The 13,986-nt window shown below is 40.3% G+C and carries 12 protein-coding genes; 8 read left to right on the forward strand and 4 right to left on the reverse strand.

Going from position 1 to position 13,986, the window contains the following annotated elements; all coding sequences use genetic code 11:
• The first annotated feature begins 23 nt into the window (after positions 1-23).
• Together QNI22_RS32445 and QNI22_RS32450 are read left to right on the forward strand one after the other, a co-directional pair.
• Positions 24-1,103 (forward strand): ATP-binding protein, encoded by a 1,080-nt coding sequence (locus QNI22_RS32445; protein WP_313983594.1) that lies wholly within the window; start codon positions 24-26, stop codon positions 1,101-1,103.
• A 410-nt stretch (positions 1,104-1,513) separates the two neighbouring features.
• Positions 1,514-3,427, forward strand: coding sequence for a tetratricopeptide repeat-containing sensor histidine kinase (locus QNI22_RS32450; RefSeq protein ID WP_314517482.1), 1,914 nt, complete (start codon positions 1,514-1,516; stop codon positions 3,425-3,427).
• A gap of 14 nt (positions 3,428-3,441) precedes the next feature.
• Here QNI22_RS32450 and nudK read toward each other — a convergent pair whose 3' ends face one another.
• Positions 3,442-4,020 carry a GDP-mannose pyrophosphatase NudK gene (gene nudK / locus QNI22_RS32455; protein WP_314517484.1) on the reverse strand — a complete coding sequence of 193 codons (579 nt, stop codon included), beginning with the start codon at positions 4,018-4,020 and terminating at the stop codon, positions 3,442-3,444.
• Between the two features lie 62 nt (positions 4,021-4,082).
• Between nudK and QNI22_RS32460 the strand changes: the two genes are divergently transcribed.
• From QNI22_RS32460 to QNI22_RS32480, 5 genes are all read left to right on the forward strand, one after another.
• Positions 4,083-4,835 (forward strand): DeoR/GlpR family DNA-binding transcription regulator, encoded by a 753-nt coding sequence (locus tag QNI22_RS32460; RefSeq protein WP_314517487.1) that lies wholly within the window; start codon positions 4,083-4,085, stop codon positions 4,833-4,835.
• Positions 4,836-4,950: 115 nt separating this feature from the next.
• Entirely contained in the window at positions 4,951-5,568 is a 618-nt protein-coding gene (locus QNI22_RS32465) for a hypothetical protein (RefSeq protein WP_314517489.1), read from the forward strand.
• Entirely contained in the window at positions 5,565-6,386 is an 822-nt protein-coding gene (locus QNI22_RS32470; protein ID WP_314517491.1) for a PIG-L deacetylase family protein, read from the forward strand. The genes QNI22_RS32465 and QNI22_RS32470 overlap by 4 nt, the downstream gene beginning before the upstream one ends.
• On the forward strand, positions 6,323-7,540 hold the full coding sequence (locus tag QNI22_RS32475) for a sensor histidine kinase (protein ID WP_314517494.1): 1,218 nt from the start codon (positions 6,323-6,325) through the stop codon (positions 7,538-7,540). Before QNI22_RS32470 ends, QNI22_RS32475 begins: the two co-directional genes overlap by 64 nt.
• Complete coding sequence (locus tag QNI22_RS32480) at positions 7,512-8,270, forward strand: LytR/AlgR family response regulator transcription factor (RefSeq protein WP_314517497.1); 759 nt, start codon at positions 7,512-7,514, stop codon at positions 8,268-8,270. Before QNI22_RS32475 ends, QNI22_RS32480 begins: the two co-directional genes overlap by 29 nt.
• Here the strand turns inward: QNI22_RS32480 and QNI22_RS32485 are convergent.
• The 3 genes from QNI22_RS32485 to QNI22_RS32495 all read right to left on the reverse strand — a co-directional run bounded on the left by QNI22_RS32485 (position 8,267) and on the right by QNI22_RS32495 (position 12,140).
• Entirely contained in the window at positions 8,267-9,073 is an 807-nt protein-coding gene (locus QNI22_RS32485; protein ID WP_314517500.1) for a hypothetical protein, read from the reverse strand. The two genes, QNI22_RS32480 and QNI22_RS32485, sit on opposite strands and share 4 nt — an antisense overlap.
• Before the next feature lie 4 nt (positions 9,074-9,077).
• A complete protein-coding gene (locus QNI22_RS32490; protein WP_314517502.1) occupies positions 9,078-10,031 on the reverse strand; it encodes a nitrilase family protein in 954 nt (317 codons plus the stop codon).
• Between the two features lie 819 nt (positions 10,032-10,850).
• A complete protein-coding gene (locus QNI22_RS32495) occupies positions 10,851-12,140 on the reverse strand; it encodes an aminopeptidase P family protein (protein ID WP_314000228.1) in 1,290 nt (429 codons plus the stop codon).
• A 149-nt stretch (positions 12,141-12,289) separates the two neighbouring features.
• On the opposite strand from QNI22_RS32495, the gene QNI22_RS32500 reads away from it, so the two are divergent.
• Positions 12,290-13,852: a S8 family serine peptidase gene (locus QNI22_RS32500; protein WP_314517504.1), complete on the forward strand. Its 1,563-nt coding sequence runs from the start codon at positions 12,290-12,292 to the stop codon at positions 13,850-13,852.
• Positions 13,853-13,986 lie beyond the last annotated feature (134 nt).

Here is a 13,986-nt window from a genome sequence, read left to right on the forward strand (position 1 = left end):
TCATCTAACTCAATTTACTATTTATGTCAGTACTTCGCCAGCATGCCGAGCAGCAATTTGCTGAAGAACTCGCCGAATTAAAAAAACAAGATAAAGGCACACTTCCTCCTAACTGGTATTTATCGCCTGCTTCTGTGGTAACATACCTGGTGGGTGGCAAATTAAAAAACGGCTTCGAGATTTCGCCTAAGTATATTGGTTCCCGCCGTCTGATGGAAATTGCGGTTGCTACACTTACTACAGATCGTGCTTTATTGCTATATGGCTTACCCGGAACAGCCAAATCATGGGTATCAGAACACTTATCTGCTGCTATATCCGGAAACTCTACATTACTGATTCAGGGAACAGCAGGCACTGGTGAAGAAGCCATTCGTTATGGATGGAACTATGCTAAATTGCTCGCAGAAGGTCCATCTGAGAATGCATTGGTGGTAACACCTATGATGATGGCGATGAAAGAAGGAAAGATTGCCAGGATTGAAGAATTAACCCGTATCACAGCCGATGTACAGGACACATTGATTACGATTCTGTCAGAGAAAACAATGCCGGTCCCTGAGTTAAATACAGAGGTTCAGGCTATCAAAGGATTCAATGTCATTGCTACAGCAAACAATCGTGACAAAGGTGTCAATGAACTATCCGGAGCCTTAAAACGACGTTTCAATACAGTAATCCTGCCTGTGCCAGGTAATATGGATGAGGAAATCGACATTGTACAAAGACGTGTATCCAGCCTTTCCAAAACGCTTGAATTGCCGGCAGAGGCACCATCCCTGAAAGAAATCAAACGGGTAGTAACTGTTTTCCGTGAGCTTCGGGCAGGAGTTACACAAGATGGCAAAACAAAAATAAAAACCCCAACAGGCACTATGAGTACTGCTGAAGCGATTTCTGTTGTAAACAGCGGACTTGCCCTGGCTGCACATTTTGGAGATGGCACACTCAATGCAGAAGATCTGGCAGCGGGTCTGGTAGGTGCAGTAGTTAAAGATCCCGTACAGGATAAAGTAGTATGGAATGAGTATCTGGAAACTGTTTTGAAGACACGGGAAGACTATAAAGACCTCTATAGGGCATGTAAGGAAATCACTCTTTAATAAGACTTCTGATACTATTCTTAAAGCATTATATTTCTATTGGTTATCTTTAAATTTCACAATTATTTTTCACAAAGTGCCTCTATATGAGGCATTTTGCATTTAAATACAACATATAGTATACCTACTGAAGCAACTTGTAAACAAAAATGTTCGTATAGACGAAAAGGAACTCCGCTTTTTTTGGTTTAACTAATCAACTAAGTTTTGCGCGAGTTTTACACTTTTCTAGCAATTGGAATAGGTGTACTTTGTAGAGTATATAAAGCTATTGTCGGCAGGTTTTCTTGTCGTAAACGATATGAAAAGATATATAACTAGTAAAGAATTTTAAGCTATCAGTCTCTAGCTGGTAGTACTATAGGCAATCCAGAAACTAAAAATTTTTCCATGCATACCAGACGAAATACATGAAGCGGAGATGGGTCATCCATGTTATATTTTGGTGTTCGTCATGGCTGTCCCAGTGCTATGGTCAATCGGCTGCTATTGATAGTCTCAAACATTTGTTACGAAATCCTGCATTAACAGATACACTGGCAATTATTTATAGAATTGAACTGGCTTATCAGATAAATTATGCCAAAACAGATACAGCCTATATGCTGGCTACGGATGCACTACGGTTAGCTCAGCAAAAGAAATATACAAAAGGAATTGCCCGTGCCTATCATGCACTGGGTTATATTCATTCCTGGCAAGGCAATGAGATCAAAGCGCTGGATTCGTATCTGAAAAGCATTCCTTTGTTTGAAACAGTCAATGACAAAAGAGGCTTATCAGTCAGTTATAGTGGCATTGCCAAAATTTACGAACAACAACAACAGATAAATCAGGCATTAAAATACTACCAAAAGGCCTATGCTCTGGCAGTTGAGTCCAACTTTAAATCAGAAATTGCTCAGCAACTGGGTAATATAGGCGTTATTTACAATCAATACTATCATCGCCCGGATACTGCGTTAACTCTCCTGAAACGAGCTATTCAAGATAGTGATGGTAGCAATAATCAGTGGACACATACTTTCCTGCTTGAGAATATGGGCTATACGTATTATGCAAAAAAGCAATATACACAAGCTATACAGATTTTCTCTCAGGCATTAGCCCATAGTCATCAATACAATCAACGACTTAATCAGGCCTCTGTACACAAAGCACTGGCTCTTACATTTCGTGATCAGGGAGATCTTCCACAAAGTATGCGGCATGCATTGACAGCAATGGACATTGCACAGGAAATAAAAGACAATAATCTGATCAGAGGCTGTGCCTTTCTGCTTTCTACTCTCTATGAAAGAACGAGAAATTTTGAGAAAGCACTGACGTATCAACGCATCGGGGAGAATGCAAAGGAACAGATCTACAACACAGAGAAAACCCGTATTCTGAATAATACCCAGACCAAGTATGACCTCGAAAATCAGCAAAGGGCCATTGCATTACTGAATAAGGAAAAGCTATTGCAGAATCAGGAACTGGAGCAGAAAACATTTGAACGAAATGCCTCTATTATTGGTAGCATTCTCATTACCATTATTGCAGGATTATTTTATTTAAATTTCAGACACCAGCAACGCAATAATACCCTATTAACAGAAAAGACAAACGAGATAGCCAATCAAAAAGAGCAACTTCTGACATTAAATGCTACCAAGGATAAACTATTTTCGATTGTGTCACATGATATCCGTAGTCCACTTAACTCGATGGAAGCGACACTCCTTTTATTGGAAGAAGGCAGTCTTTCCAGCGAAGAGTTAGCTATCATTCTCCCTGAGCTACGTAAAAAAGTGCACACAACCTCTGATCTCTTGGCCAATATTCTGCAATGGGCCAGAAGCCAGATGGAGGGAATTATAACGCAATCAGAACCTATTCTTGTATGGGAAGTTGCCTGTGAACAGATCAACTCATTTCAGAGTGCAGCCCAGGAAAAAAATATTACAATCACAAATCTTATTACTCCTGGAGCCACTGTTTTTGCGGATCGTAATATGGTAGCGTTGATACTACGCAATCTGATTTCCAATGCGATAAAATTTACACCTCAGGGCGGGAGAGTGACTCTTCAGGCAGAAATGCAACAATCGCATCTGGTTATTTCTGTTCAGGATACAGGTAAAGGCATGACCCAAGAACAGAAAAGTCGTTTATTTGATATGAAAACGCATTTTTCTACTCATGGTACAGCCAATGAAGCTGGTACTGGATTAGGATTACTACTTTGCAAGGAGTTTGTAGAAAAAAACAACGGTAGTATATGGGTTGAAAGTGAACCCAATCGGGGTAGTCGTTTCTTTATTTCACTGCCTGCTGCATAATCACTTCAAAACCGTTACAATAACCTTTGTAATTTCACATACTGTAATAAGATAATTGTTTTTCCATCTCTAATCTCTCCGGATTCCATCATAGTTAATGCTTTCTCAAAATCTATCTCCATCACTTCTATATTCTCCTGTTCTTCATGCAATCCTCCTCCTTCTCCTATTTTCTGATCTTTGTTGTATTCAGCCACAAAAAAATGCAGGATTTCAGTAACAGACCCAGGTGACATATAGGCTTCAAAAACTTTTTTTACCTCTTTTACCTTAAATCCAGTCTCTTCTTCTGTTTCCCGACGAATACAATCTTCTGCATTATCTTTGTCCAGCAGTCCTGCACAAGCTTCGATCAACATACCTGTAGGATTACCGTTGATATAGGTTGGCATACGAAACTGTTTTGTCAGAATCACTGTCCGTTGCTCTTTATTATACAGCAGTATGGTAGCTCCATTCCCTCTATCATATGCTTCACGGGATTGTGTCTGCCAGGTGCCATCTTTCTGCTGAATTTCAAAATTTACCTTCTTTAAGGTATACCAGTTGTTGGATAAGATCTCGGTATTATTGATTCGAATGGCTGGTGTCATAGAAGTATATGATTGATTTTGATTTTTTATGATTATATTTGATCAAATATAATCACATTCCTATGAGTTTTCAAAATCGGAAACAAACTATTCTCAGGTTATTGGAAGAAAAAGAAGAAGTAGAAGTAAAAGAATTCGCTCAGCTTTTGAATATTTCTGAGATAACCATCCGAAGAGATTTAATTCAGATGGCATCTGAAGGACTTCTGCATCGGACACACGGTGGAGCTATGCGTTTAAGTCTGGTTCAAAACCCTGTTACATTCAGTAATAAAACAACCACAAATGCAGAGCAGAAAGATAAGATCTGCCGTGCGGCGGCTCAATTCATTCAGGAAGGCGATATAATTTTTATGGATTGTGGCAGTACAGTCTTCAGGCTTTGTCCGTATATTCGACACAAGAAGATCAAGGTGATAACCAACTCTTTGCCTGTTGTGTATGAGCTACAAGGTTCATCTGTTTCTATCAATCTCATTGGAGGAGAACTGGATGTGGAACGGCAAGCGATACACGGAAGTATAGCTGAAGAACATATTAAACGTTACCGGGCAAACCGCGCTTTTATAGGAGTAGATGGCATTTCGCCAGAGAACGGATTAAGTGCACTGAGTGAAAAAGAAGCCTCTATTACTCTGGCAATGGTAGCTCACTCTGCTCAGGTTTATCTTCTCTGCGATGCAACAAAGCTTGGTCAGGATAAATATCTTCAGTTTGCGGGATTAGACATAATCCATACATTGATCACAGATGCAGATCTGAAAAAGGTAAAGCCCTATCAGGATCAAGGGCTACAGGTTATTTGTGTTGAATAAGGTTGATACACCATTTTTCATATTCTATACAACTGAAATAGCCCTTTACCTGAAATTGGTGGGTTAACCTGTTAGGATATAGTTGCTTTGTACATAACTTATTCTCAAAAGGTCTATGAAAACAGCAACACATTCTCTTGATTCCAAATTTGCAGGGCTGACACTCCTATTGGCTCCTGTGTTATTACTGATTTCTACTTTTTTCTGGGAGGGTAAAGAATACGGTGTAACAGGTGGTACGATCTTGGTTATCGCATTGGTATTCTGGATTCCAGCTCTGTGTGTTCTTTACTATTTGCTTAGGGACAAAATGCCTTACTTATCACGTATTGGTATAGTTGTTAGTATATACAGTTGTGTGGGAGGCATCAACTTTGGTTTTGTGGGAGTGTATTCTTTTATCTTTTCTATCTCCCACCAAACCTATCTGGAAGGCTTTTCACACTATCCGGTAGCCTCTAATCTATTGCTTTTCTGGCCTGGTCCTTTGTTTGTCATCAACCTCTTTTTCCTGGCTATCAGCTTAATCAGAACCCGGACGATTCCAATCTGGACGGGTATAGTACTTTGTGTAGGTACACTGACTTTCCCTGTTAGCCGTATTTTACGCATTGAATTACTAGCCCATTTTTCAGATATACTCATGGCTATTCCTTTACTCTACCTCGGTTGGGCCTTTAGCAAAACGTCAATATTCAATCCTCCTAAATCCAATCTTTCACCTTCTGTATGAAAACTATTTGCACCGTTTTTCTCTTTGGGTTAACTATTTTTATCGGTCTGCTATCTCAGGCGCAAACACCTGCATCCCAGACATCTGCTACAAAAACTATTTTGGCGATCTTTGCCCATCCGGACGATGAGGTAGCAATTTCGCCTGTTCTGGCTCGCTATGCACATCAGGGAGTACAAGTATACTTAGCCATTGCCACAGATGGCCAGCAAGGGGTAACACCTCATGCAAAGATTCCGGCAGGTGATACGCTGGGGAAAGTTCGTCGTGCAGAAGCCACTTGTGCCTGTCAACAATTAGGCATCAAACTACCTGTATTCTTTGGATTACAGGATGGAGGATTGTACTCTCTGGAGACATTACAAGTTTTACACCAACACATTGTCAAATTATTCACAGAACTAAAACCAGATGTTGTGATTACCTGGGGACCTGATGGAGGGTATGGGCATGCAGACCATCGGATTGTAAGTGATGTGGTTACGGAAGTTTTTCAGACTGGTGCAAATAATGGGTCACAACTACTTTATACAGCCTTTCCCAAAGAAGCTATGCAGAATATACCACCAATGAAAACATTCACAGGCAAATGGCTAAGCCAATCTTTTCATACCACTCTGACCAAATATCTAACGTATCAGATTGCATACGAGGCTATAGATCTGAAAACAGCTCGCACATCATATGCCTGTCATAAGTCGCAGTTTACACCAGATGACATGGATGAAATCTTTCTGCTGATCGGGCAAACCAAATGGAAAGCCTATTTACGCCCCTGGAATGGAAGCAGCAAAATACAGGTAGACCTCTTCAAATAAAGTATATACTCCAGATGAAAAATAGTTTCAGGCAGTTTCGCTTTTTTCTATTTCAGGTAATTATTACCCTGACTATGGATATGGCATTTGCTGCTTTGATCTATTTTCTCATTAAGGGCTTTACCACACTATGGCAGGAAGTACCCAAAGCCGGACAGGATCAGAGTTATGTGTGGATTATTCTTGGGAATAGTCTGGAAGCGTTAGCCACTGTTATTGTAATCAGGCTTTTTCAACATGTGGACTTTCAGATCCGGAAAAAATGGCTCCGATACATTGTGCTTGGGATATTCATATTCATTATTACCCAACTAATTAATAGTCTGGTGTATCACTTCGAAACATTACAGACAGCACCTTTTGCAGGTAATTCATTGCGCTGGCTATTTGGAGCTGGTATTGTTTCGTCAGGGCTGCTTACCTATACCTTTGTTAAATACGATGAAGGTCGGAATCAAAGGATTACAGAACAGCAGCTTCAACTACTTAGACTAGAACAGCTAAAGACTCAGGCAGAACTGGATGCTTTGCAAGCCAAAATCAATCCACATTTTCTCTATAATGCACTCAACTCACTGGTTACTCTTATAGAGCATGAGCCTAAAAAGGCTATTAAAATGGTGATTTTGTTGTCCCGATTCTTTCGGTATAGTACCACCGTTCCAAATACATTATTTCATACCTTATCCGACGAAATCGAACTTGTACGGACATATCTGGAAATTGAACAGGTTCGTTTTGGCAACCGATTGACTTATCATATTGACATTCAAACTAATTTCTTGTTAAAACAACCCGTCCCACGTTTTCTGCTTCAACCTTTGGTAGAAAATGCAGTCAAACATGGAGTCTCTAAAATCTCGAATCCGGGTATCATTCTGTTGAAAGTGAAATCAGAAAATAACCAGCTTATACTGTCTGTTCACGATAATGGTCCTCTCTTTAGTAACAATGTTGGCTTTGGCTATGGATTACAATCTATCTACGACAAACTAAAACTCCTCTACAAAGAAAAAACAGATCTGGTTATCACCAATGATCCGGATAAACAGGTAGCTATTCATATCGATTTGGGAAGGATCAATACACAGATACTATCTGACTCTATCGACAACAAGTATTCCTATGATTTACAGAACCATTTTGGTAGATGATGAACCTCTGGCAATTCAACGTTTAAGAGGACTTTTACAAAAGTATGATACATTCTTTCAGGTAGTTGGAGAGGCGTCAAGCGGAAATGCAGCTTTGCAACTTATTGAGCAATACAAACCGGATATTGTGTTTCTTGACATTGAAATGCCAGAAATGAATGGATTCGAGCTTCTTCAAAAGCTTACGCATATCCCTATGGTCATATTTGCAACAGCGTATGATGCGTATGCCATTAAAGCTTTTGAAGAAAATTCGGTAGACTATCTGTTGAAACCGATTGAAGAAGAACGTCTGGCCAAAACAGTTGAAAAAATAAAGAATCTGAAAAGTACACCCCAGTATTCCATCTCTCAACTCAATCAGTTACTAACCCAGTTTATTCCTAAAAAAGAGATCTTTTCGCTGACAGTAAAATGTGGGGATCGGTTTATGGTGATTCCGCTGGAGGATGTAAGCTATTTTCAGGCAGATGACCGCTATGTGTTTTTATATACATTAGGCTCTCAACACTATATCACAGATCTGACAATTAGTATGCTGGAAGAAAAGTTACCGGAGTATTTTATACGTATCAGCCGTTCAGTCATTGTCAATTACAAGCAAGTTCGGGAGATCCAACGATATTTTGCAGGCAAACTGGTAGTACTCATGCGGGATAAAACAGAAAGCCGGCTTCAAACCGGCTCTCATTATCTGAACAATCTCAAGAAACGCATGGAAACAATCTAACTTTCTGCACCTTCTTTAATTGCTCTTACCATAGCAACAACAGAATCCAGATTATAGTACAGGTAAGTGATCTCACTAAGAAAAGCAAGCTCAACATTTTCAGTAAACATATCAGTTGCGGTACTCTCTAGGGATACACTTATACCTTTTGCTTTCACTCGTTGCAAATCAGATAACAAAGACTCAATCACAAATTCATCACACACCAAAACAGGCATTTGCGCGAAATAATCTATTACAGTGTCTAATAATACATCCGATGTTTCACTTTGTTTTATTCCAAGTACTTCCTCTGATTGAAAATAACACCAAGCGCTTTGTACAATTGATTGGCACCACATCTCCATATATGCCAGGTTGTTGAAGAGCTTTAAATCATCAATATCCCAGTACAAAGGTGTATCATATCCAACTCCCTCTCCAAACACAATTAAAGGCAGATCATACTTATTAACGGATTCAATCCAGGATTTTATATCACTATCCTTCCAATGTAAGTTAGCTAATTGTACATGTACATTGACATAATCAGGTCCCAATTCTGACCAAACTTTTTTAAATGCATTTGTATCAAATGAATCGTCAAAGTATGAGTAACAATGTTCGTGAATACATAGCTTTGCGGTTGAGAGGGACTTTCTTATTCTTATCGCCTCTTCATAACTTATCGCACGGCTATCGTATTTCTCAACCGGATCATCTGTTTTTAATCTATTGACTGTTATTCCAATAATATCCACTCCTACATCTTCCAGGTATTTTGCTTCTGCTACGGAACTCACACGGTTAACTTTACAAATCATATATTTATTCCTCTGAAGTAAGCCAGACAACTTTCTGTTCGGACTGATGAGATTGCCCAATTACATCTTTGTACAATTCAGGACGGCGAGCTTTTCGGTAACGATATCCACCCGCTTGTTCCAGTTTCTCAGGGGTACAGGTAGCAACTACTACATCATCACCCAGATTACGGCATTCGGCTATAACATCTCCAAACGGGTCCAGAATCATCGAACAACCATTTTTCAACTGGTCATCGTCCATGCCAATCGGGTTGGAAAAAATGGCATAAATACCATTGTCATATGCACGGGCAGGAAGCCACTTCATCAGCCAGGCTCGGCCTTTCATGCCATCAAACTCCATTCGCAGTGAGGTTGGATCCGCTTCCCGGTTCTCCCACAACTTTGGATCTACAAAGCCAGCCCCCGGACGAGTAGAAGGTGTACACATAGTTACATGAGGCATAAAAATAATATCTGCTCCCAACAAAGCGGTTGCTCTTACATTTTCAATCACATTGTTGTCATAACAAATCAGAATGCCACATTTCCAGCCATATAAATCAAATACTACATACTGGTCGCCAGGCAACAGATGAGGATTGATAAATGGATGCAACTTACGGTATTTAGCAACCAGTCCATTACTATCTACACAAACATAGGCTTTGAAAAGCTGATCTTTTTCGTCCTTTTCAAAGAGTCCAGCCAGTATGGCTACATTGTATTCTCTGGCGATTGCAGTTAGCTTCGCAATGCTTTCCCCTTCAGGAATTCTTTCTGCCAGATCCAGCATCTGCTCTCTGGACAAATGGCGGGCAAAAGTATAGCCTGTAATGGAACATTCATGAAACGCCACAACCTGAGCCCCTTGCTCAGCAGCTCTGGCCGTCAGCTTTCGGATAATACCTAAATTGTATTCTTTGTCTCCACTCTTGTTTTCAAATTGTGCGGTCGCAATTCGGAGATTCTGCATAGTTGTAAAAATGGTTAGCTGGAAAGATCAATGAATGCATGAAAATAAAAGACGCAAGCTAAAAAACCTCACATCAGAGAAATTCTATTTTATAAAAATAGGAGTCACGCCAAATGTTGAGGAATAAATAACAAATGAAAAACAAAGGCTTCTTTCTGTAGCAAGGAAAGCTGCTTATCTTGTTCCATATCTTTTGTAAAAATAAGGTTTTTAGGGAAGGTGAAACTGGTTCAAATGGAAAGGAGCTGGTTCGAACATCCGTTCGGACCTAGATTGAAAGCAACGTCCGTTGTGTTGGGACAAAGAGATCCTACATGTTCAGGCTTGTGAAAGTATCCTAACAAGGTTTTACCCACCAACGCAGCAGACGCTCAATGCTGTCAACTTAAGAAAACCACTCAAACTCCCTCACCTGTCCTCCTGTAAGGATCTCGTGGCAAATAGAGTAGCGTTTACTTTCTGAGAAAAAAGAATTATTCAGAAACCAAAGGCCGCCGGTCTTGTCACGAGTTTCTTTCAGAAGGACAGAAGGGGATTGAAAAGGTAAAAAATAGATCTTTCCCTAAAACCTTCATTTCTGGAAAAGTTATGGGACACGATAAGGGAAAGCCCCCGGCTTTGCGCGGGGCAGGATCGGCAAAAAGTATCCTTTCGCCGTGGCGTGGCAAAAAAGTGACACGGTGATAAGAAGAATAATGATTGGGACTGTAAGCCAACTCATTTAGAAAGATTCCTTAAAAATTAACCCAAACCATACTCTTTTCAAAAGCATAAGTTTGGGTTATAAGACTCACATTCAATAGTAGAAATGAAAGCAGCTTATTTGCTATTCATAATCTCTTCAATCTCCTCAGCCTCCACAGGAATAGTAGCCATCAGGTCAGTATTTCCGTTCTCAGTGATAAGAATATTGTTTTCCAGACGGATACCCAACCCTTCTTCCGGAATGTAGATACCCGGCTCACAAGTAAATACCATACCAGGTTCAAAGCGACGGTACTTGTTGCCCACATCATGCACATCGAGTCCCAGGAAGTGAGACGTTCCATGCATGAAATATTTCTTATACAACGGATTATCCGGATTCTGTTTTGCAACCTCATTTTTGTCCAGCAAGCCTAGTCCAATTAACTCGCTTTCCATGATCTTGCCTACCTCTTTGTGGTATTCATCCCATAAGTTTCCGGTCACAAGCATCTTGGTTGATTCACGCATTACCCGTAGCACGGCATCATACACCTGACGCTGTCTCGGTGTAAAGCGCCCATTCACAGGAATACTTCTGGTCATATCCGCTGCATAGTTGGCATATCCGGCACCCACATCCAACAAGATTACATCTCCATCCTTGCAGGGTTGATTATTTTCTACATAGTGCAATACACAAGCATTAGCTCCTGACGCGATGATAGGAGGATACGCAAAGTTGCCTGCATTGCGGATAAACTCATGTGCAAATTCGGCTTCAATTTCATATTCCAATACACCCGGCTTCGTAAACTTCAATACTCTGCGAAATCCTTTTTCAGTGATATCACAGGCATGTTGCATCAGTTCTATCTCTTTTTCTGATTTAATAGCTCTCAGGTTATGCATTAAAGGAGCCACCCGAACATAGTTGTGTAATGGAAAACGATCTTTGCAATACTTCACAAATCGTGCATCACGCGTTTCCACTTCTACTACAGCCCGTGTGTGTTCATTGGCATTCAGATAGATGTTGTCACATTCAGACAACAAAATCTGCAACATAGGCAAAAACCGATCTGTCCACTGAATATTTGTAATACCAGACGCTTCTGTAGCCTGAGGTTTTGTTAGTTTAGCCCCTTCCCAGATAGCAATCAGTTCACTGGTCTCACGCACAAAGAGTATTTCACGAAACTTTGGATCAGGAAAATCAGGTGCAATGATTAAAACAGTTTCTTCCTGATCAATACCAGATAAATAGAACAGATCGTTATTTTGACGAAAGCCCATAGTGCCATCGGCATTGGTAGGCATTACATCATTGGAATGGAAAATAGCAATACTCTTAGGTTTCAGGAGTTTTGCAAAATTTTCTCTATTTTTAATAAATAATTCTTTGGGGATAGGTGCGTACTTCATTTGTGATTATAGTTTGGCATTATTCTGGAGATCTTCCAGTCCTGTGGAAGGAAATCGCAAAAAAGCATATAATCAGAGTGAATCACAAGTATTTCTTTACCCAATGTAATTATTCTCTAAAAATTACTTTTAAGAAGACCTGTAAAGACATGAACAACTATCGGATGCGATTATCGGGCCTGGCCTGTGGGTTATTTCTCCTGATGTCATCATGGGCATCAGCTCAGCAAAAGTACTGGATCACATTTAAAGACAAACCCGTTTATTCTGCCAATACATGGATTTCGCCTCAGGCTGAGCAAAACAGAATGCAGCAGGGACTGGCAGTTTATCAGGATACAGATGCTCCTGTTAACCCGGCCTATATCCGGCAGCTAAAAGATCTGGGCATTGAAACACAGGTTACATCCAAATGGCTCAATGCAACATCAGCGTATCTTGATGAAAAACAACTACAGGCAGTAAAAAAACTTCCTTTTGTACAGGAGATCAATGGTATAGATAGTCGTCTCCGAATTTGCAGTGTCACAGACGGGCAGCTTACGCCTGAGATTTATAGTGTAGTATTAAATCAGATCGGAGCTAAAGCCTTTATAGAAGAAGGTTTAACAGGGAAAGGAATAAAAGTAGGCATTATTGATGTGGGTTTTTATGGCGTTGCAACAAGCGCCTCTTTGCAACTGATTCGGGACGAGAACCGCATCAAAGACACCAGAGACTTTGTAAATCCCAGTCATACAGAAGATTTCTTCAGCATGGAAACCCATTCGGACTACCATGGTGCTGAAGTACTACAACTGGTAGGTGGATACAATACCAATCAAAGAATGGAATTTGGTATGGCTACAGGAGCTACTTTTTATCTTGCCCGCACAGATCATGGAGTAAGAGAAACACGTACAGAAGAGGATAACTGGATTGCAGCCATCGAACGAATGGATAGTCTGGGAGTACGTCTGATTAACACATCATTGGGATATGCAATGGGGTTCTCTAATGCAAAAGAAAACTACAAACCCTCTGAAATGGATGGAAAAACAAGTAAGATCAGCAAGGCAGCTCAAATTGCAGCAGACCAGAAAGGCATGTTGATTGTGGTTTCGGCAGGCAACGAAGGCGATGACCCAAACTGGCGGATTATTTCTACTCCAGCAGATGCACAAGGTGTATTATCTATAGGCGCTACAAAAGCCAAATCCCGTGACCGGATTAGTTATAGTAGTATTGGTCCTGACTTCCTACCCTATCTGAAACCCAATGTATCCTGCTTCTCTCCTAATGGTACTTCTTTCTCCGCACCCGTTATTACTGGTCTGGCAGCCTGCCTGATGGAAAAGAATCCAAAGCTGACCAATAAACAACTCATGCGGATCATCGAAAAATCAGCTCACTTGTATCCATACGGTAATACCTATATCGGATATGGCGTACCTGATGCCCGAAAGGCACTTCAGCTTGTAAAAGATTCTACAGCCAAAGTAAATACCATCCAGGAAATACACACGTCAAATAAATCATACGAAGTGCAGACTTCAGACCCGGATGCCGAACGAGCTGTTATATTCCATAAAAAGACAGCCCAGGTGGTATCGAAACAAGAAGTACTTGCGTTGGTTAACAGTCGCTTAACACTACATCGTCAATCAGATGAAAAACGCACAACTGTTGATCTAGGCGATGAGGTGATAGAAATTTTCTGGGAGGATAAATAATAACACTAGTATTTATAACATATGAGTCATCCCAAATTTTGGATGTGAATCTTATTAGGACCTATACTTTTGAAAAGAATATAGGTCCTGATTTATTTTTAAGAGCTCTCTCTTCCTGAGTTTATTGATAGTCC

It is taken from the genome of Xanthocytophaga agilis (assembly GCF_030068605.1).
GTDB lineage: Bacteria > Bacteroidota > Bacteroidia > Cytophagales > 172606-1 > Xanthocytophaga > Xanthocytophaga agilis.

Excerpts from the sequence above, each read along its gene's own strand:
- nudK (WP_314517484.1), bottom strand. The coding sequence starts at position 4,020 with ATGACACCAGCCATTCGAATCAATAATACCGAGATCTTATCCAACAAC.
- QNI22_RS32485 (WP_314517500.1), bottom strand. The coding sequence starts at position 9,073 with ATGATTTGTAAAGTTAACCGTGTGAGTTCCGTAGCAGAAGCAAAATAC.
- QNI22_RS32480 (WP_314517497.1), top strand. The coding sequence starts at position 7,512 with ATGATTTACAGAACCATTTTGGTAGATGATGAACCTCTGGCAATTCAA.
- QNI22_RS32465 (WP_314517489.1), top strand. The coding sequence starts at position 4,951 with ATGAAAACAGCAACACATTCTCTTGATTCCAAATTTGCAGGGCTGACA.
- QNI22_RS32500 (WP_314517504.1), top strand. The coding sequence starts at position 12,290 with ATGAACAACTATCGGATGCGATTATCGGGCCTGGCCTGTGGGTTATTT.
- QNI22_RS32490 (WP_314517502.1), bottom strand. The coding sequence starts at position 10,031 with ATGCAGAATCTCCGAATTGCGACCGCACAATTTGAAAACAAGAGTGGA.
- QNI22_RS32445 (WP_313983594.1), top strand. The coding sequence starts at position 24 with ATGTCAGTACTTCGCCAGCATGCCGAGCAGCAATTTGCTGAAGAACTC.
- QNI22_RS32495 (WP_314000228.1), bottom strand. The coding sequence starts at position 12,140 with ATGAAGTACGCACCTATCCCCAAAGAATTATTTATTAAAAATAGAGAA.
- QNI22_RS32450 (WP_314517482.1), top strand. The coding sequence starts at position 1,514 with ATGAAGCGGAGATGGGTCATCCATGTTATATTTTGGTGTTCGTCATGG.
- QNI22_RS32470 (WP_314517491.1), top strand. The coding sequence starts at position 5,565 with ATGAAAACTATTTGCACCGTTTTTCTCTTTGGGTTAACTATTTTTATC.
- QNI22_RS32460 (WP_314517487.1), top strand. The coding sequence starts at position 4,083 with ATGAGTTTTCAAAATCGGAAACAAACTATTCTCAGGTTATTGGAAGAA.
- QNI22_RS32475 (WP_314517494.1), top strand. The coding sequence starts at position 6,323 with ATGGAAAGCCTATTTACGCCCCTGGAATGGAAGCAGCAAAATACAGGT.